The sequence below is a fragment of the Massilia agilis genome (genome assembly GCF_024756255.1).
Classification (GTDB): Bacteria; Pseudomonadota; Gammaproteobacteria; order Burkholderiales; family Burkholderiaceae_D; genus Telluria; species Telluria agilis.
On sequence record NZ_JANUHB010000001.1, the window covers coordinates 1,428,821 to 1,451,529 of the forward strand.

Consider the following 22,709-nt stretch of genomic DNA (forward strand, 5'->3'; position numbering starts at 1 on the left):
CGGCGCACGATTGAGCGGTCACAAAGGCGTCGCGGCAGAGCACCGTATCGTTGCAGGCAGCCGCTGGCCGCTTCCCGCCACCGTTTTCCGTTTGCCGGTGGCGGCCACTCCTCCCTCCGGCCGGCGGCGCCTGCCCGTCGTCCCGGCGCAAGCCGGGACCCATGCCGGGCTCGCGGGGCCGGCGGCTTGAATGCTTAGCCGCCCTTCTCAGCCGTCCAGGTGCGAAATCAGCATGCGCCGCTCCATCACGGCCTGGTCGTTGGACTGCTGCGCATCGAGCGAAATGCCCACGGACATAATGTCGATCAGCAGCAGCTGCAGAATGCGCGAAATCATCGACAGAAAGGTGTTGCTGTCCTCGGCATGCTCCACCGCCAGGCACACGCTCGCCTTGCGCGCCAGCGGCGACTGGCTGCTGCCAATCGCGATCACGTCCGCGCCGGCATGCCGTGCCGCGTCCACCGCCGCCAGCAGCTCGGGCGCGGTGCCCGAATTGGAGATCGCGATCACCACGTCCCCTGGTTGCAGCAACTCGGCCGCGAGCGTGAGCAGGTGCGCGTCGCCGTACACCGTGGTCGGAATGCGAAAGCGGAAGAACTTGTGCTGGCCGTCGAGCGCGACCACGCGCGAATTGCCCATCGCGTAAAACTCGACGCGCCGCGCACGGCTCACCAGTTCGATCGCGCGGTCCACCGAGCGCACGTCCAGCTGGTCGCGGAACTTCAGGATCGCGGAAACCGTATTGTCGATCACCTTGGCCGACAGGTCGTGCGTGCTGTCCGAGCCACGCACCTGGCAGTGGCGAACGGGAATGGCGCCGGTCAGGCTGCTGGCGAACTTGAGCTTGAAGTCGGCAAGGCCCAAAAAACCAAGCGAGCGGCAAAAGCGGATCACGGTCGGCTGGCTCACTTCGGCAAGCCGTGCAATGTCGGCGATCGGCTCGTTCAGGACCAGGCGCGGCTGCTCCAGCACCAGCGCCGCCACGCGCTGCTCGGCCGGGGTGAGGCCCGGGCGCATGTGCCGGATGCGCTCCATCAGCGAATTGGCGCCGGCGCGCCCGCGCAGGTGCTCGGCCAGGATCGCGGCCACGCCATGAAACGCCGGGTAAGGCGTGGTGATCACGTAGGTCGGGATGTCAGACAGGTAGCTCGAAAACCGGCCCTTGGCCTCGAAGCGCGCGCGAAATGGCGAGGTCGCGAACCATGCGCCCATGCGCGGCACGATGCCACCGCCGATGAAGACGCCGCCGAATGCGCCCAGCGTCACCGCCAGGTTTGCCGCCGCGCCGCCCAGCATCGCGCAGAAGCATTCGAGCACTTCCAGGCACAACGCATCGCGCTGCTCGAGCGCGCCGGCCAGGATGTCGGCCGCGCTGCGCGCCGGCGCTGCCACGCCATTGCGCTGCGCCAGTGCGCGGTGGATCAGTTCCAGGCCGGGGCCGGAGAGCAGCCGCTCGTTCGACACGTGCGGCCACTCGCGCCAGGCGTACTGCAGGATCGCGAATTCGCGCTCGTCGGCCGGGGCAAAGTTGACGTGGCCGCCCTCGCTGCCCAGGGTGACGAAGCCGTCCTCGGTCGGGATCACGCCCGACACGCCCAGGCCCGTGCCCGGACCGAGCACGCCGATCACGGCCTTGGGCACTGGCGTGCCGCCGCCCACCTGCATCAGGTCCGCGCCGGACAGGCCGGGAATGGCCATCGCCAGCGCGGTGAAGTCGTTCACCACCAGCAGCGTGGATAGCCCGAGCTCGCGCCGCACGTCGTCGGTCGAGAACTCCCACGCGCGGTTGGTCATGCGCACCTTGTCGCCGCTGACCGGATTGGCCACGGCCAGCGCGGCATGCTGCAGCTGCAGGCCGGCGTGGCCGGCAAGGTAGAAGCGCAGCAGCGGCACGATACCGGCATAGTCGTCGCACTTGAGCACGGCGACATGGCTGAACACGCCTGGCGCCATCTGCAAGGCCAGGCGCGCGTGGGTGGCGCCGATGTCGGCGACGAGCCGCGGCCCTTCGGCAAACGCCGGCTGCGCCGCGGCGCCGGCGTCGACAGTCGTCATCAGCGTGCCTTGCCGAACCATGCGCCGTAGGGCGGCAGGGTCACGCGTCCGCCGCTGGCCGCGCCCGGCAGTCCGTGGCCCGGCAGGTCGCCGGCGCCGGCCGATTCAGGCCAGTCGAAGCTGACTTCCTTGTCACCCAGGTTGAACGCGGCCAGCACCGACGGCTCGCCATCGAGCATGCGGCGCAGCGCCAGCACGGGTTCGGGGGCATCGAAGAAGGCGATGTCGCCACGCGTAAGCTGCGGCTGCTGGCGGCGCCATGCGATGAAGCGGCGCGCGAAATTGAGGGCAGAGTTACCGTCCTGCTCCTGCACCGAGACCGCGCGCGCAAGGTGCGGCTGCGCGACCGGCAGCCACGGCGTGCCGGTCGTGAAGCCGGCGTTCGGCGCATCGCTCGTCCACGGCATCGGCGTGCGGCAGCCGTCGCGGCCCTTGAACTCGGGCCAGAAGGTGATGCCGTACGGGTCCTGCAGCTGTTCGTAGGGCACGTCCGCTTCCTCCAGCGCCAGCTCGTCGCCCTGGTACAGGCAAGGCGTCCCCTTGAGCGAGAGCTGCATCGCCAGCACCAGCTTGGCCAGCGCAGGCGTCGGCTGGTCGCCGCCCCAGCGGGTCATCACACGGATGCTGTCGTGGTTACCGACCGACCACGAGGCCCAGCCGCCCTTCACGCGCGCTTCGAAGTCTTCGACCTGCTTGCGGATGTAGGCAGCCGAGCACTGCGGCGTGAGCAGGTTGAAGCTGTAGGCCATGTGCAGCTTGTCGTCGCCCGAGGTGTAGTCCGCCATCACGGCAAGCGAATCGTCGGCGCCCACTTCACCGATCGACACCGCGCCGAACTCGTCGAGCAGCACGCGGATCTTGCGCAGGAATTCGATGTTCTCGGGCTGGGTCTTGTCGTACAGGTGGCTCTGCATGCCGTACGGGTTCACGTCGGTGACGGTGGCAGTGTCGCGCTTGGTGGCCGGCGGATTGCTGCGCAGCTGGCGGTCGTGGAAGTGGAAGTTGCAAGCGTCCATGCGCACGCCGTCCACACCGCGCGCTAGCCAGAAGCGCATGCTGTCGAGCTGCGCCTGCTGCACCTGCCGGTTGTGGAAGTTCAGGTCCGGCTGGCTGGTGAGGAAGTTGTGCAGGTAGTACTGGCGGCGCCGGCTGTCCCACTGCCACGACGAGCCGCCGAACACGGACAGCCAGTTGTTGGGAGGGTTCCCGTCCGGGAGCGGGTCGGCCCACACGTACCAGTCGGCCTTGGGGTTGTCGCGGCTCTTGCGGCTTTCGACGAACCACGGGTGCGCTTCGGCCGTGTGCGACAGCACTTGGTCGATCATGATCTTCAGGCCCAGGCTGTGCGCTTTGGCGACCACCTTGTCGAAGTCGTCCAGGGTGCCGAACAGCGGGTCCACGTCGCAGTAGTCCGAGATGTCGTAGCCGAAGTCCTTCATCGGCGACTTGAAGAACGGGGACAGCCAGACGATGTCCACACCCAGGCTGGCGATGTAGTCGAGCTTGTTGGTGATGCCGGGCAGGTCGCCGACGCCGTCCCCATTGGTATCGAGATAGCTGCGCGGATAGACCTGGTAGATGATGGCCTCGCGCCACCACGGGGAAGTGTTCTGCATTGGCTTGTCCGGTTGATACTGAATTGTAGATAATATACAGCAGAGGATTCCTTTTTACAAATCCGGCCGGCAACGCAGATCATACGAATTACTGCCTTAATTTCAAACACTTGCAGCCATTTGACCTTGCAATTGGCGAAAATTTCAGTAGTCAAACTACAGTAATCCACCACCACATGCGCACTTACCGCCCAGCTGCCCTGCTCGCCCTTGTCGCCGCGGCCTGCACCGCCCGCGCCGAGATTCCCATCGACGCTTGCGACAGCCCTTCGTTCCAGATCGTCCAGCACGCGTCCTCGCAAAAGCTCGACGCGCGCGCTGTGTGGCTTGACCGGCGGCTGGCCAAATGGCCCGGGGCGGATCCGGCCGCAAGCTTCAAGCTGTACTACTCGCCCACTGCGGCAATCGTGGCGACGGTGGGGTCCAGAGTGTTTGGCGCGGCGGGGGCGCTGACGCTGGATGTGTTCACGGGAGCAGTCCCGCCAGCGCTGGCCACGCGCTTCAAATACGTGCAGCCTGGCCCCGTGCTCGCGGTGCGTGAGCCGGACCTGGCGCGCCTGCCCGAACTGCACCGGGGCCAGATGGTGCTGGTCCAGGAGGCCCCGGACGGGACGGTACGCGCGGCCACCTACCTGCAGGCCGCGGGCGCGCTGGATGACCTGTATGCGGCGGCGGGCATGCTCGATAACCTGGGCGTCGCGCCCGGCCGCAAGCAGGCCCGTTTTTCGTTATGGGCGCCGACGGCGCAGCAGGCCGCGGTCTGCCTCTACGACACGGGCAGCTCGCGCGCCCGCGGCGTCTTCCAGATGGCGTTCGACGGCCGCACCGGCGCATGGAACGCGGCGCTGCCCGGGGACCAGCACGGCAAATACTACAAGTACGCGCTGGACGTGGCCGTCAACGGCGCAGGGGTCGTGCGCAACCTCGTCACCGATCCGTACTCGGTCAGCCTGACGACCGATTCAAAGCGCAGCTACGTCGCGGACCTCGCCGCGCCATCGCTCAAGCCGAAAGACTGGGACAAGACGCCGGCGCCAGGCACCGTCAAGGCGCAAACGGACATGGTCGTCTATGAACTGCATGTGCGCGACTTCTCGATCAACGACGCGAGCGTGAGCCCGGCGCACCGCGGCAAGTACGCCGCATTCACCGAGACGGAATCGAACGGCATGCGCCACCTCGCCGCGCTGGCGAAAGCCGGGCTGACCGACATCCACCTGCTGCCGGTGTACGACATCGGCAGCGTGCCCGAACAAGGCTGCGCGGTTCCCGCTCCGGCGGGCGCGCCGGACGGCAGCGCACAGCAGGCGCTGGTGAAAAAGACGGCGGAGACCGATTGCTTCAACTGGGGTTACGACCCCTACCACTACAACGCGCCGGAAGGCAGCTACGCGACCGATCCGGCCGACGGCGCGCGCCGCATCATCGAGTTGCGCGAGATGGTGCAAAGCCTGCACCGCGCCGGCCTGCGCGTGGGCATGGACGTGGTGTTCAACCACAGCTTCATCGCAGGCCAGAACGAGAAATCCGTCCTCGACCGCATCGTGCCCGGCTACTACCATCGCCTCGACGCCAACGGAGAGGTCGAACGCTCGACCTGCTGCGACAACACCGCCACCGAGAACCTCATGATGGGCAAGCTGATGATCGACTCGGTGGCGCTGTGGGCCACGCAGTACAAGATCGATTCGTTCCGCTTCGACCTGATGGGCCACCAGCCGCGCTCGGTGATGGAGCAGTTGCAGGAGCGCGTCGACAAGGCTGCGCGGCGCAAGGTGCAGCTGATCGGCGAAGGCTGGAATTTCGGCGAAGTGGCCGACGGCGCGCGCTTCGTGCAGGCCTCGCAGCTGTCATTGAACGGCACCGGCATCGGCACCTTCAACGACCGCGAGCGCGACGCAGTGCGCGGCGGCTCGGCGGGCGACTCGGGAATCGACATGATCAAGCGCCAGGGCTACATCAACGGCTTGATCTACGACCCGAACACCAGCGGGGCCGAGCGGCCACCGGCGGAGCTGATGCGCACGGCCGACCTGGTGCGCGCGGGCCTTGCCGGATCCATCCGCAGCTACCCGCTGGTCACGCTCGACGACCGCAGCGTGCCTTTGGCAGCGATCGACTACAACGGCCAGCCTGCGGGCTACGCCAGCGAACCCGGTGAAACCGTGAACTACGTCGAGAACCATGACAACCAGACGCTCTTCGACATCAACGTGCTCAAGCTGCCCGTGGCAACCAGCAGCGCGGACCGCGCGCGCGTGCAGGTGCTGGGAATGGCAATCGATGCGTTCAGCCAGGGCGTGGCTTACTTCCACGCCGGGATCGACATCCTGCGCTCGAAGTCACTCGACCGGAACAGCTTCAATTCGGGCGACTGGTTCAACCGCATCGACTGGAGCTACCGGGACAACTACTTCGGCGCCGGCCTGCCGCCGGCAGACGACAACGGCAAGGACTGGCCATTGCTCAAGCCGCTGCTGGCCAATGCGGCGATCAAGCCGACGCCTGACGACATCGCGTTCACGCGTGACGCCTTCCGCGACCTGCTGCGCATTCGCGCCAGCTCGACGCTGCTGCGGATGCGCAGCGCGCAGGACATCAAACAGCGGCTGCGCTTCTTCAACACGGGATCGCGGCAGGAGCCGACGGTGATCGGCGCGCACATCGACGGCAAGGGCTATCCTGGCGCGGGTTTCGAGGGAATCAGCTACTTCGTCAACGTGGACAAGGTGGCGCACGTGATCGTGGACCCGCAGGCGCAGGGCAAGCGCATGCGGCTGCATCCGGTGCACAGCGCGCCGGGCGCGGCGGACAAGCGGGCGGGCAGCGCGGGGTATGACAGCTTTACGGGGACGTTCAGCATTCCGCCAAGGACGGCGGTGGTGTTTGTCGAGGCCGAAACCACGGCCGTCGCGTCGCGCCCGAAAAAGAAAACCCACCACTAACGTCGTCCCGGCGAAAGCCGGGACCCATGCTGAACCTGCCCAGCGACAGCGCAAGCATCTGAGGCGAACGCCGCGTGCTCCTGAACCTCAGCATGGGTCCCGGCCTGCGCCGGGACGACGTGCTTGAGTTGGCGTACTGGTGGACTGTCGCGCCCCGCTCAAATATCCAAGTGCGAGATGAGCATCCGCCGCCGGTCGGAATCCGGCTCCACCGCCGCCTCGCCATGGGCGCCGAGCGACAGGCCGACCGCCATGATATCGATGAGCAGCAGTTGCAGGATCCGCGAGATCATCGACAGGAAGGTCGTGCTGTCCTCGCTGTGATCGACCGCCAGGCAAACCGTCGCCTTCTTGGCCAGCGCCGACTTGCTGCTGGTGATGGCAATGACATCCGCCCCCGCCGCGCGTGCCTTGTCCACGGCCGCCAGCAGCTCCGGCAGCTGGCCCGAGGTCGAGATCGCGATCACCACGTCGCCCGGGCCGAGCAGCTCGGCCGCCAGCGTGAACAGGTGCGAGTCGCCATACGACGAGGTCGGGATCCGGAAGCGGAAGAACTTGTGCTGCCCGTCCAGCGCAACCACGCGCGCGTTCCCCATCGCGTAGAACTCGACCCGCCTGGCCTTGCGCAGGATGTCGATGGCACGGTCGATCGAGTTGACGTCCATCTGGTCGCGGAACTTGAGGATGGCCGAGACCGTGTTGTCGATCACCTTGGCCGACAGGTCGTGCGTGCTGTCGCTCATGCGCACCTGGCTGTGGCGCACCGGGATGGTGCCCGTCAGGCTGCCCGCGAACTTGAGCTTGAAGTCGGCCAGGCCCGAGAAACCGAGCGAACGGCAGAAGCGGATCACGGTCGGCTGGCTCACGTCGGCCAGGCGCGCGATTTCTGCAATCGGCTCGGACAGCACCTTGCGCGGGTGTTCCAGCACCAGCGTGGCGACGCGCTGCTCGGCTGGCGAGAGCTCGTGCTGCAGGTGCTGCACGCGCTCCATGAGGGTGTTGGCGCCGCTGCGCCCGCGCAGGTGCTCGGACAGGATGGTGGCCACCCCGAACAGCGCAGGGTTGGGCGTCATGATCACGTAGGTCGGGATCTGGGCGATGTAATCGGTGAAGCGACCCTTGGCTTCGAAGCGGGCGCGGAACGGCGACGCGGCGAACCACTCGGCAATGCGCGGCACGATGCCGCCGCCGATGAAGATGCCGCCAAACGCGCCCAGCGTGACCGCCAGGTTGGCAGCGGCCCCGCCCAGCATGCCGGCAAAGCATTCGAGCACTTCCAGGCACAGCTTGTCGTTCTGCTCCAGCGCGGCGCTCACGATCTCGGCCGCGGTGCGCGGCGGCGCCTGCACGCCATTGCGCTGTGCGAGCGCGCGGTGGATCAGTTCCAGGCCGGGCCCGGAGATCAGGCGCTCGTTCGATACGTGCGGCCACTCGCGCCAGGCGTACTGCAGGATTGCGAATTCACGCTCATCGGCCGGGGCAAAGTTGACGTGGCCACCCTCGCTGCCGAGCGTGACGAAGCCATCGACGGTCGGGATCACGCCCGAGACGCCCAGGCCCGTTCCCGGCCCCAGCACGCCGGCCACCGCATGCTGCTGCGCCTGGCCGCCGCCGATTTGCATCAGGTCCTGGGGCTTCAGGCCCGGCAGCGCCATTGCCAGCGCGGTGAAATCGTTGACGATCAGGAGCGTCTGCAGGCCCAGCTCGCGCCGCACCGCTTCGGTCGAGAACTGCCAATCGCGGTTGGTCATGCGGATCATGTCGCCGCTTATCGGGTTGGCCAGCGCAAACGCGGCGTGCGCGATCCGCGTGCCGGGATGGTGCGCGAGGTAGGCGTGCAACAGCGCGACAATGCCGCTGTAGTCGTCGCAGCGCAGCACTTCGACCGCGCGCAGCAGGCCCGGCGCGGTCTCGAGCGCAAAGCGCGCATGCGTGGCGCCGATGTCGGCCACCAGGCGCGGACCGTCCGGGTATGCGCTGCGGGTTGTTTTTTGTTCGTTGTCGTGTTCGGTGCTCATTGCGTCCCTGTGGGTCGGGACGCTCGTCCCGGAACGCGCGTAGGATACCACTGAACGACAGGCCCCAGAACAGGGCTCGCCGCACGCCGCTTCAGTCCTGGGCGACCAGCGCCAGCGGGCCGGCAGAAGCAAACTGCACCTTGCCGCCCGCGACCACGGCCGTCTGGCCCGTGTACCAGTCGCGCACGGTCTGCCCGTCCATGAACACGCCGGACACCGCGATCGGCACCGGGTGGTCGCGCGGCAGGTCGAGCGCCACCACCACGCGGTCGACGACGCCGCCGCTGTCGTAGGTGCGCTTGAAGGTGTACGGGCTGGCCTGGATCATCTGGTGCACGCCCGCCCCGACTGCCATGTGCGCGTGGCGAAAGCGACCCAGCCGCGCCCAGTGGTCGCGCACGTCGCCGACGCGGTAGCCGCCACGCTGGGCATTGGCGGCCAACTCGTCCCAGTTCATGAACGAGCGCAGGTTGGCGTCGCCTTCAGCCCCGTCGACCTTGAGCAGCCGCGCCGTCTCGTCGCCGTAATAGATCTGGGCAGCGCCGGGCGCCAGCAGCAGCTTGTTGGCGGTCTCGAACGGGCGCTCGCGCAACGCGTCGAACGGGGTGGCATCGTCGTGCGAGCTGACGTAGTTGAGCACCGAACGCCCCTTGAGCGGGCCGTTCAGCGCGGCCGAATAGCTGGAAAACAGCTGCTCGTAGCTTTGGCGCGCGTCCGACTTCATGCTGAAGTTGATCATGCTGTCAAAGCCGTTGTCGTAGTAATCGACGGTTTCTCCGCCCTCGCTGAACAGGCGGCCGCTGGCGATCGAATAGTTGTACACCTCGGCCGTCATGAAGAACGGCAGGTCGCCGACGCGCTTGGACGGATTGGCGCGCTTCCACTCTTCGTAGGCCAGGCTGGCCTGCTTCTTCAGGTCCTTCCAGATACCGGGCTCGGTGTGCTTGACGGTGTCGGCCCGAAAGCCATCGAAGCCATACTTGCGCACCCAGTCCGCGTGCCACTTGACCAGATAGTAGCGCGGTGCGCGCGGGTAGCCGGTGCGCTTGAAGAACTGGTCGAGCTCGCGCACTTCGCGCTCGAAGCGGCCCTCCTTCTTCCACTTGGCCACCAGCGCCGGCGGCAGCGGCACGCTGGCGTTGCTGTCGGTGCGGATGTCCGGCAGGTTGGCCACCAGCGTGCAGTCGCGCATGGTCTTCACGTCCTTGTAGGTGCACTTGGGCGTGGTGCGCACCCAGCCTGCCGGCCACACCGGGTCCTGATCGGTAACGGGGCCGGTGTGGTTCATCACGACGTCGAGCAGCACGCGGATGCCCTTCGCATGCGCCGCATCGACCAGTTTGCGCACGTCGTCCCCGGTGCCGAGGTTGGCGTCGACGGCGGTGAAGTCACGCGCCCAGTAGCCGTGAAAGCCGTAGCTCTTGCCCGTGCCCTCGTCGGTGCCGGCGTGGATCTGCTCGACCGGCGGCGTGATCCAGATCGCGTCCACGCCCAGGTCGTTGAAGTAGCCCTCGTTGATTTTCGCCGTGATCCCGGCCAGGTCGCCACCCATGTAGCCGCGCAGCGTGGCCGCGTCATCGCGCCGTCCGTACGCGTGGTCGTTGGACGGGTCGCCGTTGTTGAAACGGTCCGTCATCACCAGGTACACGGTCGCGTTCTCCCACGCGAAGGGCCTGGCCGGGGCGGCGGATGCATAGCCACAGGCCAAAGCAAGCGAAACGGCGAGAGCGGTTGATTTCATTCAGGGTCCCTTGTTGTTGTGGTTGGTCGAATCATGTGATGACGCTGGGCCGCTCGCGGCCGGTGCGCTTGCGCAGCCCGGAGATCTGTTCGGCGATCGCCGCCAGTGGGGCCAGTGCTTCCTGCGTATCGAGATCGTGGCGCGCCGTGTCGGCCTCGTAGCGCTCGAGGTACAGCCGCACGGTCGCCCCTTCGGTACCGGTGCCCGACAGGCGCAGCACGATGCGCGAGCCGTCGGTCATCACGATGCGGATCCCCTGGTGCATGGCGACCGACTTGTCCACCGGGTCGGTGTAGGCGAAATCGTCGGCCAGCGCGATGCGGTGCCCGCCGTAAGTGTGTCCGGCCAGGAGCGGGAGCTTGTGGCGCAGGTCCGCCATCACGTCTTCCGCGGCAGCCGGGTCCACGGCTTCGTAATCATGGCGCGAGTAGTAGTTGCGCCCGAAACGCTGCCAGTGTTCGCGCACGAGCTGCGGCACGCTCTTGCCGGTTGCGGCCAGGATGTTCAGCCAGAACAGCACCGCCCACACGCCATCCTTTTCGCGGATGTGGCTCGATCCGGTGCCATAGCTCTCCTCGCCGCACAGCGTGGCAAGGCCCGCGTCCATCAGGTTGCCGAAGTACTTCCAGCCGGTGGGCGTTTCGAAGCAGCTCACGCCCAGCGCCTCAGCCACGCGGTCGGCGGCGGTCGAGGTGGGCATGGAACGGGCGATGCCACGGATGCCCTCGCGGTAGCCCGGCGCCACCGTCGCATTGGCGGCGATGATGGCCAGGCTGTCCGACGGCGTGACCACGAAGTTGCGGCCGACGATCATGTTGCGGTCCCCGTCGCCGTCGGATGCGGCGCCAAAATCGGGCGCGCTTGCCCCCGCCATCAGTGCGATCAGCTCGGCCGCGTTGACCGGGTTCGGGTCGGGGTGGTGGCCACCGAAGTCTTCCAGCGGTTCGGCATTGATCACGGTGCCGGCAGGTGCGCCCAGCATGCCCTCGATGATCGCCTTTGCGTACGGGCCAGACGCGGCGTGCATGCCGTCAAAGCGCATCGTGAAACCGCGCGCAAACAGGGCGCGAATCGCGCCAAAGTCGAACAGGCTTTCCATCAGCCCGGCGTAGTCGGCCACGGGGTCGATCACCTCGACCTCCATCGACTCGATGCGCGTTTTGCCGATGGTGTCGATGTCCACCGGCGGCGCGTCGCTGATGCGGTAGCTGGTGAGCGCGTGGGTGTTGGCGAAAATGGCTTCGGTGATCTTCTCTGGCGCCGGCCCGCCGTTCTCGATGTTGTACTTGATGCCGAAGTCCCCGTGCGGCCCGCCCGGGTTGTGGCTGGCCGAGAGCACGATGCCGCCGTTGGCGCCGCGCTTGCGGATCACGCAGCTCACGGCGGGCGTGGACATGAGGCCGCGCCGCCCGACCAGCATTCTGGCCACGCCGTGCGCCGCCGCCATGCGCAAAATGACCTGGATCGCGGTGCGGTTGAAGTAGCGGCCGTCGCCGCCCAGCGCCAGGGTAAGCCCCGAGCAGTCGCCCAGGGTCGTGAAAATCGCTTCGACAAAATTTTCGAGGTAGCCAGGCGTCTGGAATTCGGTGACCTTCTTGCGCAGCCCGGAAGTGCCGGGGCGCTGGCCGCTGAACGGGCTTGTCGCTACGGTGTGGATTGTCATGCTTCGCTCCTGTCCCGATTCGGTCTCGTCATGGTTTGTTGTCAAACCTTCACGATACGACAGGAGCGAAAATCGCGGCGCAGGACTGGTCAGCTGTCCGACTTGTCGGTCACGAACAGGGTCAGCACGGCGGCGAGCAGCATGCTCGCGCCACCCAGCACCAGCAGGCGGATCGTGTGGCCGTCGAACAGGTACTTGTTGGCGAAGCCCAGCAGGGTGCCGCTGCAGATCTGCGGGATCACCACAAAGAAGTTAAACAGTCCCATGTAGTAGCCCATGCGCCGCGCCGGCAGCGAGCCCGCCAAAATCGCGTACGGCATTGACAGGATGCTGGCCCAGGCCAGGCCCACGCCGATCATCGGCAGGACCAGCGTCTCTTTGTGCGTGATGAAGTACAGGCTGATGAGGCTCGCGCCCCCAACGGCCAGGCACAGCGCGTGCACCATCTTGCGGCTGGTTGCGCGCGCCAGTGCCGGCAGCACGAAGGCGGCCAGCGCGGACACGCCGTTATACACAGCGAACATGATGCCGACCCAGTTGGCCGCATCCTGGAACTGTGCCGACTGCGCGTTGGCGGTGCCGTACACGTTTTCGGCCACGCCGTTGGTGGTGTAGATCCACATGGCGAACAGCGCGATCCACGTGAAGAACTGGACAAAGGCCAGCTGCACCATGGTGCGCGGCATGCGCAGGAAGCCGCCGAAAATCTCCGACAGCGCCACGCCAAAGCGGCGCGCGTGCTTGCGCTGCACCTTGAAGCCCTCCAGGTCCTCCGGCGGCAGTTCGTCGGCCGTCAGCACGGTCCAGCTCACGGCCAGCAGGAATACCAGGCCGCCGATGTAGAACGAGTAGCGTACGGTATCAGGGATGCCGCCGCCCACCGGCACGTTGGATACGCCCAGGTAGTCCGCAAAGATCGTGGGCAGCATCGACGCGATCACCGCGCCCACGCCGATGAAGAAGGTCTGCATCGCGAAGCCCGCGGTGCGCTGCGATTCGTCGAGCTTGTCGCCGACAAAAGCGCGGAACGGCTCCATCGATACGTTGATCGCCGCATCCATCATCCACAGCACGGCCACCGCCATCCAAAGCGCGGTCGAATTAGGCATCAGGAACAGCGCCAGCGCGGCCATCAGCGCGCCGGCGAAGAAGAACGGGCGGCGACGGCCCCAGCGCGGGTGCCAGGTGTTATCGGACAGGTAGCCGATCACCGGCTGCACCAACAGGCCCGTGACCGGCGCGGCCAGCCAGAACAGGGACAGGTTGTCGGGGTTGGCGCCCAGCGTGGTGAAGATGCGGCTGGTGTTGGCGTTTTGCAGCGCAAAGCCGAATTGGATGCCGAAGAAGCCGAAGCTCATGTTCCACAGCTGCCAGAACGACAGGCGCGGCTTGAGCGCGTTGGTTTGCATTTCCACTTGATGTGTCTCCGGTGACGCCCCTTGAGCTCGGGCGCTTGATGTCTTGCGCTGGCAGGCTGGGCCATGTTTTGTAGCAAAATAACATGGCGATTTCTGAGTGTCAATTGAACAGTTTCCATTGTAGAATCGGGATGACCGCATCGCCACACCGGCGTTTTGTAGTCAAACAACACAACAACAGGACGGGGACATCACATGCTGCCGATGCAAAGGCGCCTCTCGAACTTCTTCTACACGGTCATCAGCTTGCCAGCCACGGCGATGGGCACCGCGCTGTGCATCCAGATCTCGGCGCTGTCCTGGCTGCTCTCGACCAAATACCACCTCGACATCCACGAGATCGGCGTGGTGTGGGCGGCCGGGCCGGCCGCGGGCATCCTGGGCCAGATGATCATCGGCCTGATCAGCGATGGCACCTGGTTCTGGGGCGGGCGGCGGCGGCCGTTCATCCTGATCGGTGGAGCGCTGGCAGCGCTGTCGCTGTTCCTGCTGCCTCGCATCGACCTTGTGGCGAGCATGCTCGGCGTGGGCAACCTGCTGGTGGTCGCGGTGATGGTGGCGCTCACGCTCGACATCTCGATCAACATCAGCTTCAACCCAACCCGCTCGCTGATCGCCGACCTCACGCCCGAGGGCGACGCGCGCACGCGCGGCTACACGTGGATGCAGACCATCTCCGGCTTCTGGGGCGTGATGGCCTACCTGGTCGGCGCCTTCATCGACAACTATGCGCTCATTTCGATGGGCGTGGTGCTGGTGCTGGCGTTCTCGGTGCTGCCGATGTTCCTGGTCGAGGAGCCGCGCGAGCTGGCCCCGGCCGAAACGCAGGCTGCCACCACGACCGAATGGAGCCAGCTGTGGCGCATCTTCCTCGCGCACGGCTTCACCTGGCTGGGCGTGCAGTCGATGTTCGTGTACATCATCTCGTTCATCCAGCAGCACATCGTCGCCGCCGGCTCGGCCGACGCCGCGGGCCAGTCCGGGCGGGTGATTGCGATTTCGTTCGCGGTGATGAACGTGGTCGGCTTCATCCTGCCGGCGGCGGTGCTGGCGCCGCTGGTGGCGCGCTTTGGCCGCGTGCGCGTGCACGTGGCGTGCGTGGCGACGATGGCAGCGGCTTACCTGGCCATTGCGCTGGCCGCGCGCAGCGCCCCAATGTTGTATGTGCTGATGGCGGTGGTCGGCATCGGCTGGGCCGCCGTGGTGTCCCTGCCGTTCGCGGTGATGAGCGAAAAGGTGGACAAGAGCCGCATGGGCTTCTTCATGGGCCTGTTCAACTTGTCCGTGGTGCTGCCGCAGCTGCTCTCGACCCAGGTTGGCTTCGCGCTCAAGGACGCCGCCGACAAGAGCTTGCTGTTCTATATCTGCGCCGCGTGCCTGGCCGTCTCCGCGCTGCTGTGGTGCCTGGTCAGCGACAGCAAGAACGTGGCGGCGAGCGCCGCGCAGCCGGTATCGGCACACTGAAAGGAGCACGACCATGAATGCACTCAAGGCAGCCCTTGCCGCCTTCACCATCATCGCCTTGCAAGCCAATGCGGCCGATGTACCGGCGCGACCGTCCACCGCCCTGCCCGGGGTTTCGCTGCTGCCCACGCAGCTGGAGATGCCGGGCCTTGGGCGCCAGCGCCAGCTGCGCATCTACCTGCCGCCCGGTTACGCCAGCTCGCACAAGCGCTACCCGGTGCTGTACATGCACGACGCGCAGAACCTGTTCGACGACGCCACCTCGTACGCGGGCGAATGGAAGGTGGACGAAACGCTCGATGCGCTGGCGAAGGCGGGCAAGCTGGAACTGATCGTGGTCGGCATCGACAACGGGCAGGACAAGCGGATGAACGAGCTCAATGCGTGGGACAACCCGCGCTTCGGGCCCGCCGAAGGGCGGCAGTACATGGACTTCATCGTCAAGGTCGTCAAGCCGCTCATCGACAGCAGCTACCGCACGCTGCCCGACCGCGAACACACTGCCATCATGGGCAGCTCGATGGGCGGGTTGATCTCGCACTTTGCGATCAACCAGTATCCCAAGGTGTTCAGCAAGGCCGGCGTGTTCTCGCCCGCCTACTGGACGGCGCCGCAGTCATACGGCTTTGTCGCGCGCACGCCGCTGCCCAGGGATGCGCGCGTGTACATGCTGATGGGCGGGGACGAAGGCGACACCATGGTGCCGGACGTGCAGCACATGGCGCAGGTGGTGCGCAACACAGGACTGCCCGCGGACCACATGGTGCTGAAAATCGTGCCGGGGGCGCATCACAACGAGGGCTTCTGGAGCGGTGAGTTCAAGGAGGCCGTGCTGTGGCTGTTCTCCCCCACCACCAAATAACGTCGTCCCCGCGGAGGCGGGGACCCGTGGACCGTTTGCGCAACCTCGTCGCCTGACGCCGCTGGCTGACCATGCTCAGCATGGGTCCCCGCCTCCGCGGGACGACGTGATCAGGATTGGGCTTTGCGGTACGGCTTCTTGCCGTTGCCCTTCTCCGCAAAGCGGCGATCGCCGCCCTTCTTCGCACCGGCCTTCTTGGGCGCAGGCGCTTCGCCATCCCGGGTGATGTTGAGCTGCTGCCCAGCCACCCACACCTTTTTCAGGTGCTCCATCAGGTCCGGCGGCAGGTCGGCCGGCAGGTCGAGCATGCTGAAGTCGTCGTAGATCTCGATGCGGCCGATGTGCTTGGCGTTGATGCCAGCCTCGTTGGCGATCGCGCCGACGATGTTGCCCGGCTTGACGCCATGTACATGCCCCACCTCGATGCGGTAGGTCCCCATCCCAGCCTCGGGCGTGTGGGCCACGCGCTCACGCTTGTAGCCCGGCGCCGCTTCGCCGCGCGGTGCGCGCTGGTTGCGCTCGTCCCAGGTGGGTTCCGGGCGCGGCTCGCGTTCCGGCTTTTCCAGCAGCAGCGGCATGTCGCCCCGGCCCAGCTTGGCCAGCGCGGCGGCAATGTCCACCGCCGGCACGTCCTGCTCGCGCTCGTATTCCTCGATCAGCGAGCGGAACACCTCCAGTCCGCCGGCGGCCAGCGTTTCGGTGATCTGGTCCTTGAATTTGGCGATGCGCACCTCGTTCACCGCCTTCACCGTCGGCAGCGTGAGCGGCGACACCGGCTGGCGCGTGGCGCGCTCGATGGCCTTGAGCAGCCCGCGCTCGCGCGGCGTGATGAACAGGATCGCCTCGCCGCTGCGGCCGGCGCGCCCGGTGCGGCCGATGCGGTGGGTGTAGCTTTCGGGGTCGGACGGCACGTCGTAGTTGATCACGTGGCTGATGCGTTCCACGTCCAGTCCGCGCGCGGCGACGTCGGTGGCCACCAGGATGTCGATGCGGCCGTCCTTGAGCTGGTCGATGGTGCGCTCGCGCTGCTGCTGCGCCATGTCGCCGTTGATGGCGGCGGCCGCAAAGCCGCGCGCCTGCAGTTTGCTGGCCAGCTCCTCGGTGCCCAGCTTGGTGCGCGCGAAGATGATCATGCCGTCGAACGGTTCGGCTTCCAGAATGCGGGTGAGCGCGTCGAGCTTTTGCATGCCCGCCACCAGCCAGTAGCGCTGCGTGATGTTTTCGGCGGTGCTGGTCTTGGCCGCCACCGTGACCTCGGCCGCGTCGCGCAGGTAGGTCTTGGCGATGCGCTTGATCTGCGGCGGCATGGTGGCCGAGAACAGCGCGGTCTGGCGCCCCTCGGGCGTCTGCTGCAGGATGTGCTCGACGTCGTCGATGAAGCCCATGCGCAGCATCTCATCCGCTTCGTCCAGCACCAGCGTCTTCAGCTGCGACAGGTCGAGCGAGCCTTTTTCGATATGGTCGATCACCCGGCCCGGCGTGCCGACGACGACGTGCACGCCGCGGCGCAGCGCCGCCAGCTGCGGGCCGTAGCTCTGGCCGCCGTAGATCGGCAGGACGTGGAAATTCTTGGTGTGCGAGGCGTAGCTCTGGAACGCTTCGGCGACCTGGATCGCCAGTTCGCGCGTGGGCGCGAGCACCAGCGCCTGCGGCGCGTGCTGCCTGATGTCGAGCGTCGCCACGATCGGCAGGGCGAACGCCGCCGTCTTGCCGGTGCCGGTTTGCGCCTGGCCGAGCACGTCGCGCCCCTGCATCAGCAAGGGAATGGTGGCGGCCTGGATCGGCGAAGGCGTTTCGTAGCCAAGCTCGCGAAGCGCCTTCAGTACGGACGCGGGAAGGTTAAGCTCGGCAAACGCGGCAGGAGAGGTATCAGGCATGGGAGTGATTCTTCGGTGCTAAAAGACCGACAGTTTACTCTGTCGGCCCGATACCGAGGGCACTATTTGGACGCCGCCGCGTCGCTATGCTCTTTCAGCGCCTGCTCCAGCTGCGGATCGCGACGGTAGATGTCGCGCGCAAACAGCGCTTTGCCGTCGCGCCCGGCCAGCGCCGTTGCGTAGAACAGCACCACCGGCACCGTCGCGGGCAAGTCCACGCGGCGCGTCGGGCCTGGCTGCAGCGCAGCCTGGATCTGGTCGATGTCCCAACGCGGATCGTTGCGCAGCACAAAGCGCGCCAGCTCGGCCGGCTGTTCGACGCGGATGCAGCCATGGCTCAGGTCCCGGCGCGACTTGAGGAAGAACTCGCGATTCGGCGTCGAGTGCAGGTAGATGTCCTGCGGGTTGGGCATGGCGAACTTGATCGCGCCAAGCGAATTCCTGGGTCCCGGACGCTGGCGCACGCGCAGCTTGCCCGACCTGAGCTCGGCGATGGTTTCCGCGCTCACCGTGGTCGTCACGCCGCCCTGCCCGACCAGCTCCATGTCATTGGTGGCCAGGTAGCCGTGATTGCGTTCGAGCTTGGGAATCACTTCCTTGAGCGTGATGCTGCGCGGGACGTTCCAGTACGGGTTGAATTCGAGGTAGCGCATCTGCCCGATGAACAGCGGCGTCGGCGTCTTCACGGCCTGGCCAACGATCACGCGCATCTCGAGCGGCTGCGCGGCCGGGTTGGCGCGGTCGAAGGCCCACAGCCGGTAGGCCGGCAGGTTGACCGCGACCATGGGGCCGGCCGGCAGGTCGGGAATCCAGCGCAAGCGCTCGAGCGTGAGCTCCAGCTCGCGCACGCGCTGGGCCAGCGGCACGTTGAGCGCGGCCACGGTGGCGGCGCCAAGTTCACCTGTCTCCGGCAGGCCATGCCGTCCCTGGAAGCGCCGCACGCCCTCGGCCAGCGTGGCGTCGTACAGCCCGTCCTGCGGCCCGGGCTCGTCGCCTGCCAGGTCGCCCAGCAGCACCAGCCGGTCATGCAGCTCGTCCACGGCCGCGTACACGTCGCCAACCGCGACCGTCTTGCGAGGCGACGGCAGGCGCGGCTGGGGCTCGCGTGCGAGCTCGCGGTAGCGGGCCAGCGCCTGCTTCACGCGGCCGTACAGCGGCACCTGCGGCTCGGCGGCTGCCACGGCGTCGGCCAGGCTAGCCTTGCCGAGTGCGCCGCGCAGCAGCTCCACCGGGTCGAAGTGCGCCAGGCGCGGGTCCGTGCCGGCGGTGTGGTATTCGGAGCGAACCCGTCCCAGCCGCAGGTCCGCCAGGTAGTGCAGCATGGCAGCCGTGAACGCGACGTCACGGCGGGCCTGGCTGGCCTGCGCGTCGTCCAGCAGGCGGCGCAGCTCATCGGCCTGGTAGTCGCCGGGGTCGAGCCCTTCCGCGGGGGCCTGTTCGAGGAGCGCGAGCGCGGCCTCGGCCTGCTGGCGATTCCAGGCCGGCGCGTAGCCGCGCGGCGCATAAAAGCGGTCGAGCCAGTCGCGCCCGTTCCAGGCGTGGGCGGTGGAAACTTGCAGCGGTGCGGATGCGAGCGTCCGTACAAGGGCCTGATCCGGTCGCTCTTGCGCCGGCGCGGCTCCCGGATTGCCGAAAAGGATGGCGGCGAGCGCGATGGCCGCCTGTAGGTGCTGTCGAAGCATATGGTGCGGGTGCCGGGCTTTCGCCGCGAGCTGTAACGAGATGCAATGGCAACGACCATTGTCGCGCAGGTGGCAAGCTGCGTAAACCTTTCGCGCCACAAAATAAAAATGCCGTTCAGGCCAGGCTGAACGGCATTTGGGCGTGATGGCCGGCGGGCGGCCAGGACGGGATCAGAACTTGTAGTTCAATCCCACCAGCATCGTGCGGCCGTATTTCTGGTATTCCAGCTGCTGGTCGCGGCGCGCGGCGTAGGTTTCGTACGCGGCATTGGTCAGATTGTTCACCTGCAACAGCAGGCCAACATTCTTCAGCATGCCCGAGTCGAAGGTGTAACCGAGCTGCATGTCGACCACGTTCTCGCCCACGACATAACGCAGGGCGCGGTCAGCGGCAAAGTTGCCGATTTCGCCGACGAAGTCCGAACGCTTGCGCTGGCTCACGCGTGCCTCGAAGCCAGCCTTCTCGTAGTACACGGTCAGGTTGGTGACGTGCTTGGACAGGCCCGGCAGCGGGATGTCCTGGCCGATGCTGCTGCTCGGATCCTGGATCTTGATCGAGCTGTCGCTGTAGGTGGCGCTGGCAATCACGCCAAAGCCGTCCAGCATCGGCGAAACCAGGTTCAGCGGCAGCGAGCCGGACAGCTCGATACCCTTGAGCGTACCGCCCTGGCCGTTATACGGCGCGGTGTAGTTGCCGTACTGGGTCTTGGCGATCGTGTCCGGGATGTACTTCGAGAAATCGTAGGTCTTGGTCTGGGTGTAGATGTAGCTGGTCAGCTTCTTGTGGAACACGCCGGCCGCCAGATAGGCCTTCTTGCCGAAGTACTTCTCGTACGACAGGTCGAACGCGTTGGCGCGCCACGGGTCGAGCTGGGCGTTGCCGCCGCTGCCACCCGGCTTGAAGTCGACATTGCTCACACCGAAGTCCAGCGCCGAGCGCAGCTGGTCCACGCGCGGACGCGCAACCTGCTTGGCAGCGGCAAAGCGCACGGTCTGATCGTTGGCCAGGCCAAATGCCAGGTTCAGGCTCGGCAGCACGTCGGTGTAGGTCTTGCCGTCGTTGACCGGCTTGACCTGGCTGCCGGCCGCGGCAGTGCCGTCCCAGTAGTTGGCGGACGACGACTGGTCGGCGCGCTGCACCTGCACACCGGCATTGCCGCGCAGACTGACCGAGCCGAAGTCGTGGTCGATGTTGGCCTGGATGAAGCCGGTGGTGATCTTCTCCTTGACGTTCCAGCCCTTGGAGATCAGGTAGGACGCGCTGTCGCTAGGATTGAACGACATGTACCTGGCCACCACGGCCGGCACGTTCCAGGCCGGAATCCAGCCCGAGCCCGAAAAGCTCAGGTCAACCGGCGAGTACTGCAGGTCGCCCGGGATGGTCGTCGGTGCGCCTTTGAGGGAGATGCTGCCTTCCGGCTGGCGCTTGCGCTTGTCGCGGTCCGAGTAATTCACGCCAACGTCGATGCTGTCGATGACGCCGGCCAGGTCGCCGGCCAGCGGGATATTGGCCTTGAGCTTGAAGCTCTTGAGCTCGTCGTCCACGTGCGGAGTCTTGCCGTAGCCCGAACCATAGATCGTGTCACGCACGAACAGGTTGGCGGGATTGCTGTAGTCGCGGGTGCCGGCAATGGTCGGGAAACCGCCCATGCCGAAACGCAGGGTCATGTTATCGAGGAAAGGCGTCGGCGTGGACGAGACGGTGCTGATCTGGGTATTGTTCTCCAGGCTCAGTTCATTGCGCTCGGCCTTCGAATAGCTCATGTCGGCCAGCAGCTTGAAGCCGTCAAAGGTAAATTCGTTGCTCCAGCCGGTTGCGCGGATCTGGTCGTGGCGGTCGTTGTACATGCCGCGCACCAGCGGGTACACGTTCTGCGCGACGCCGCCCGTCAACACGCCGTTCGCGGTGGTGACCGGCTTGTACATCAGGCCCGGGTCGAAGCCGCCGTTCCAGCCGCCGAGGTTCACCTCGATCTGGTTGGCGGTTTCTTCGCGGTGGAAGTTGGAAGCATACACGTCGAGGATGCTGGTCCACTGGCGCGACGGGCGGTACTGGAGCACGCCCATCAGGCCGTCACGGCGGTTGTCGCCGCTGCGGGCCACCGACTTGACGCCATCCATGATATAGGTGTTGGCCGGGACGCCCGGACGCGAGTCGGTCTTCCACGGCTCGTACATGCCGGTCTCGTGGGTCAGCACGGGCGAGTCGAGGTGGGCAAAGCCAATCGCCACACCAAGCGTGCGGTCGAGGAACTGGTCGATGTAGCTGACCGAGAAGCGATTGCCGGTCGACTTGGCGTTGGCGATCGCGCCAAGCGAATTCTTCTCCATTCGCGCATTCATGGCCACGGTACGGGTGCCGAACGACAGCGGACGCACAGTCTGCATGTCCAGCGTGCCCGACAGGCCCTGGCCGACGAGCGATGCGTCGGGCGTCTTATAGATGGTGACACCGGAGAGCAGCTCGGACGGGTACTGGTCAAACTCGACGCTGCGGTTGTCGCCGGTGCTGACTTGCTCGCGGCCGTTGAGCAGGGTGGTCGAGAAATCGGGCGACAGGCCACGCACGCTGATGACCTGGGCGCGGCCACCGACCCGCTGCGCCGCCAGGCCCGGCAAGCGCGCGATCGATTCCGCGATGCTCACGTCCGGCAGTTTGCCGATGTCTTCAGCCGAAATCGCCTCGACGATCGAGGTTGAATTCTTCTTCACCGAGATGGCATCTTCGATGCCGCGGCGGATGCCGGTCACGACGACCTTCTCGACCGGCGCGCCATTGGCGTCTGCAGCTTGCTGGGCGTCCTGCGCGTACACGTTGGCGGAGAGCGCCGACAGGAACACGGCGCAACCTGCTGCCACCGGGCTCAGCTTAAACACAAGCTTGCCATCGATGCTGGCGACGCGCTTGCCTTCCAGAGTATTCATTTGTCCCCTCACTCATCAGATATCTATTGTTTTCCCGAACTACAGCCGGCGGCCAGAACAACGCGGGAGCCTGAAGCAAACGTTCTTAGACGTTCGTCAACGATTCTGTACTAAAACTAGATGCACTGTCAACGCGGCTTGCTTCATGTTACGTCAATACCCCGGCTTTTCTGGCTCTCTCTAGGGAGAAAGCCTTTTATCGTTGTATTTCAGCTACAAACATATACAGATGCAGATGTAGTCGTACTACATCCATTCTGTTTTTCACCGGCGTGGGGCGGGACTGCACTACAGCGGTGCGAGGATTTTCGCTGTTCGGACGGCGCTGCTGGGCGATCGGTGCCTGCAAGCACTGTAACAAAACTAGCGCAAGCGCGGCGCTCGCGCGTTGATGTTGTCAATTTCCTATAGTATTCTCAGCACCATACGAACGAAAACGCTTG

The 22,709-nt window shown here is 66.1% G+C and carries 12 protein-coding genes; 3 read left to right on the plus strand and 9 right to left on the minus strand.

The features are described from left to right. Positions 1 to 207: 207 nt before the first annotated feature. Together NX774_RS06515 and NX774_RS06520 are read right to left on the minus strand one after the other, a co-directional pair. On the minus strand, positions 208 to 2,055 hold the full coding sequence (locus tag NX774_RS06515) for a glucokinase (protein ID WP_258821338.1): 1,848 nt from the start codon (positions 2,053 to 2,055) through the stop codon (positions 208 to 210). Next, positions 2,055 to 3,671 (minus strand): alpha-glucosidase, encoded by a 1,617-nt coding sequence (locus NX774_RS06520; RefSeq protein WP_258821339.1) that lies wholly within the window; start codon positions 3,669 to 3,671, stop codon positions 2,055 to 2,057. The genes NX774_RS06515 and NX774_RS06520 overlap by 1 nt, the downstream gene beginning before the upstream one ends. A 176-nt stretch (positions 3,672 to 3,847) precedes the next feature. Here NX774_RS06520 and NX774_RS06525 point away from each other — a divergent pair, with 176 nt between their 5' ends. Continuing rightward, positions 3,848 to 6,616, plus strand: a complete 2,769-nt coding sequence (locus tag NX774_RS06525) for an alpha-1,6-glucosidase domain-containing protein (RefSeq protein WP_258821340.1) — start codon at positions 3,848 to 3,850, stop codon at positions 6,614 to 6,616. A 158-nt stretch (positions 6,617 to 6,774) separates the two neighbouring features. On the opposite strand, the gene NX774_RS06530 is transcribed toward NX774_RS06525, so the two are convergent. The 4 genes from NX774_RS06530 to NX774_RS06545 all read right to left on the minus strand — a co-directional run bounded on the left by NX774_RS06530 (position 6,775) and on the right by NX774_RS06545 (position 13,447). Next, a complete protein-coding gene (locus tag NX774_RS06530; RefSeq protein ID WP_258821341.1) occupies positions 6,775 to 8,634 on the minus strand; it encodes a glucokinase in 1,860 nt (619 codons plus the stop codon). 91 nt (positions 8,635 to 8,725) lie between these two features. Further along, entirely contained in the window at positions 8,726 to 10,375 is a 1,650-nt protein-coding gene (locus NX774_RS06535; RefSeq protein WP_258821342.1) for an alpha-amylase family glycosyl hydrolase, read from the minus strand. Between the two features lie 31 nt (positions 10,376 to 10,406). After that, complete coding sequence (locus NX774_RS06540) at positions 10,407 to 12,038, minus strand: alpha-D-glucose phosphate-specific phosphoglucomutase (protein ID WP_258821343.1); 1,632 nt, start codon at positions 12,036 to 12,038, stop codon at positions 10,407 to 10,409. An 89-nt stretch (positions 12,039 to 12,127) separates the two neighbouring features. Beyond that, a complete protein-coding gene (locus tag NX774_RS06545; protein WP_258821454.1) occupies positions 12,128 to 13,447 on the minus strand; it encodes an MFS transporter in 1,320 nt (439 codons plus the stop codon). A gap of 204 nt (positions 13,448 to 13,651) precedes the next feature. On the opposite strand from NX774_RS06545, the gene NX774_RS06550 reads away from it, so the two are divergent. Further along, on the plus strand, positions 13,652 to 14,920 hold the full coding sequence (locus tag NX774_RS06550) for an MFS transporter (protein WP_258821344.1): 1,269 nt from the start codon (positions 13,652 to 13,654) through the stop codon (positions 14,918 to 14,920). A gap of 13 nt (positions 14,921 to 14,933) precedes the next feature. Next, the gene (locus NX774_RS06555) at positions 14,934 to 15,782 is read left to right on the plus strand and encodes an alpha/beta hydrolase (protein ID WP_258821345.1); all 849 of its coding nucleotides are present in this window, start codon (positions 14,934 to 14,936) and stop codon (positions 15,780 to 15,782) included. Between the two features lie 110 nt (positions 15,783 to 15,892). Here NX774_RS06555 and NX774_RS06560 read toward each other — a convergent pair whose 3' ends face one another. The 3 genes from NX774_RS06560 to NX774_RS06570 form a co-directional block, all read right to left on the minus strand. Beyond that, a complete protein-coding gene (locus tag NX774_RS06560; RefSeq protein ID WP_258821346.1) occupies positions 15,893 to 17,659 on the minus strand; it encodes a DEAD/DEAH box helicase in 1,767 nt (588 codons plus the stop codon). Positions 17,660 to 17,721: 62 nt separating this feature from the next. After that, the gene (locus NX774_RS06565; protein WP_258821347.1) at positions 17,722 to 19,341 is read right to left on the minus strand and encodes a L,D-transpeptidase family protein; all 1,620 of its coding nucleotides are present in this window, start codon (positions 19,339 to 19,341) and stop codon (positions 17,722 to 17,724) included. A 171-nt stretch (positions 19,342 to 19,512) separates the two neighbouring features. Continuing rightward, on the minus strand, positions 19,513 to 22,266 hold the full coding sequence (locus NX774_RS06570; RefSeq protein WP_258821348.1) for a TonB-dependent receptor: 2,754 nt from the start codon (positions 22,264 to 22,266) through the stop codon (positions 19,513 to 19,515). Between the last annotated feature and the right edge of the window lie 443 nt (positions 22,267 to 22,709).

What these genes read in the sequence shown, in the direction of transcription:
- NX774_RS06540 (WP_258821343.1), bottom strand. Translation starts at nt 12,038, where the DNA reads ATGACAATCCACACCGTAGCGACAAGCCCGTTCAGCGGCCAGCGCCCC.
- NX774_RS06525 (WP_258821340.1), top strand. Translation starts at nt 3,848, where the DNA reads ATGCGCACTTACCGCCCAGCTGCCCTGCTCGCCCTTGTCGCCGCGGCC.
- NX774_RS06515 (WP_258821338.1), bottom strand. Translation starts at nt 2,055, where the DNA reads ATGACGACTGTCGACGCCGGCGCCGCGGCGCAGCCGGCGTTTGCCGAA.
- NX774_RS06555 (WP_258821345.1), top strand. Translation starts at nt 14,934, where the DNA reads ATGAATGCACTCAAGGCAGCCCTTGCCGCCTTCACCATCATCGCCTTG.
- NX774_RS06560 (WP_258821346.1), bottom strand. Translation starts at nt 17,659, where the DNA reads ATGCCTGATACCTCTCCTGCCGCGTTTGCCGAGCTTAACCTTCCCGCG.
- NX774_RS06570 (WP_258821348.1), bottom strand. Translation starts at nt 22,266, where the DNA reads ATGAATACTCTGGAAGGCAAGCGCGTCGCCAGCATCGATGGCAAGCTT.
- NX774_RS06520 (WP_258821339.1), bottom strand. Translation starts at nt 3,671, where the DNA reads ATGCAGAACACTTCCCCGTGGTGGCGCGAGGCCATCATCTACCAGGTC.
- NX774_RS06530 (WP_258821341.1), bottom strand. Translation starts at nt 8,634, where the DNA reads ATGAGCACCGAACACGACAACGAACAAAAAACAACCCGCAGCGCATAC.
- NX774_RS06535 (WP_258821342.1), bottom strand. Translation starts at nt 10,375, where the DNA reads ATGAAATCAACCGCTCTCGCCGTTTCGCTTGCTTTGGCCTGTGGCTAT.
- NX774_RS06545 (WP_258821454.1), bottom strand. Translation starts at nt 13,447, where the DNA reads ATGCAAACCAACGCGCTCAAGCCGCGCCTGTCGTTCTGGCAGCTGTGG.
- NX774_RS06550 (WP_258821344.1), top strand. Translation starts at nt 13,652, where the DNA reads ATGCTGCCGATGCAAAGGCGCCTCTCGAACTTCTTCTACACGGTCATC.
- NX774_RS06565 (WP_258821347.1), bottom strand. Translation starts at nt 19,341, where the DNA reads ATGCTTCGACAGCACCTACAGGCGGCCATCGCGCTCGCCGCCATCCTT.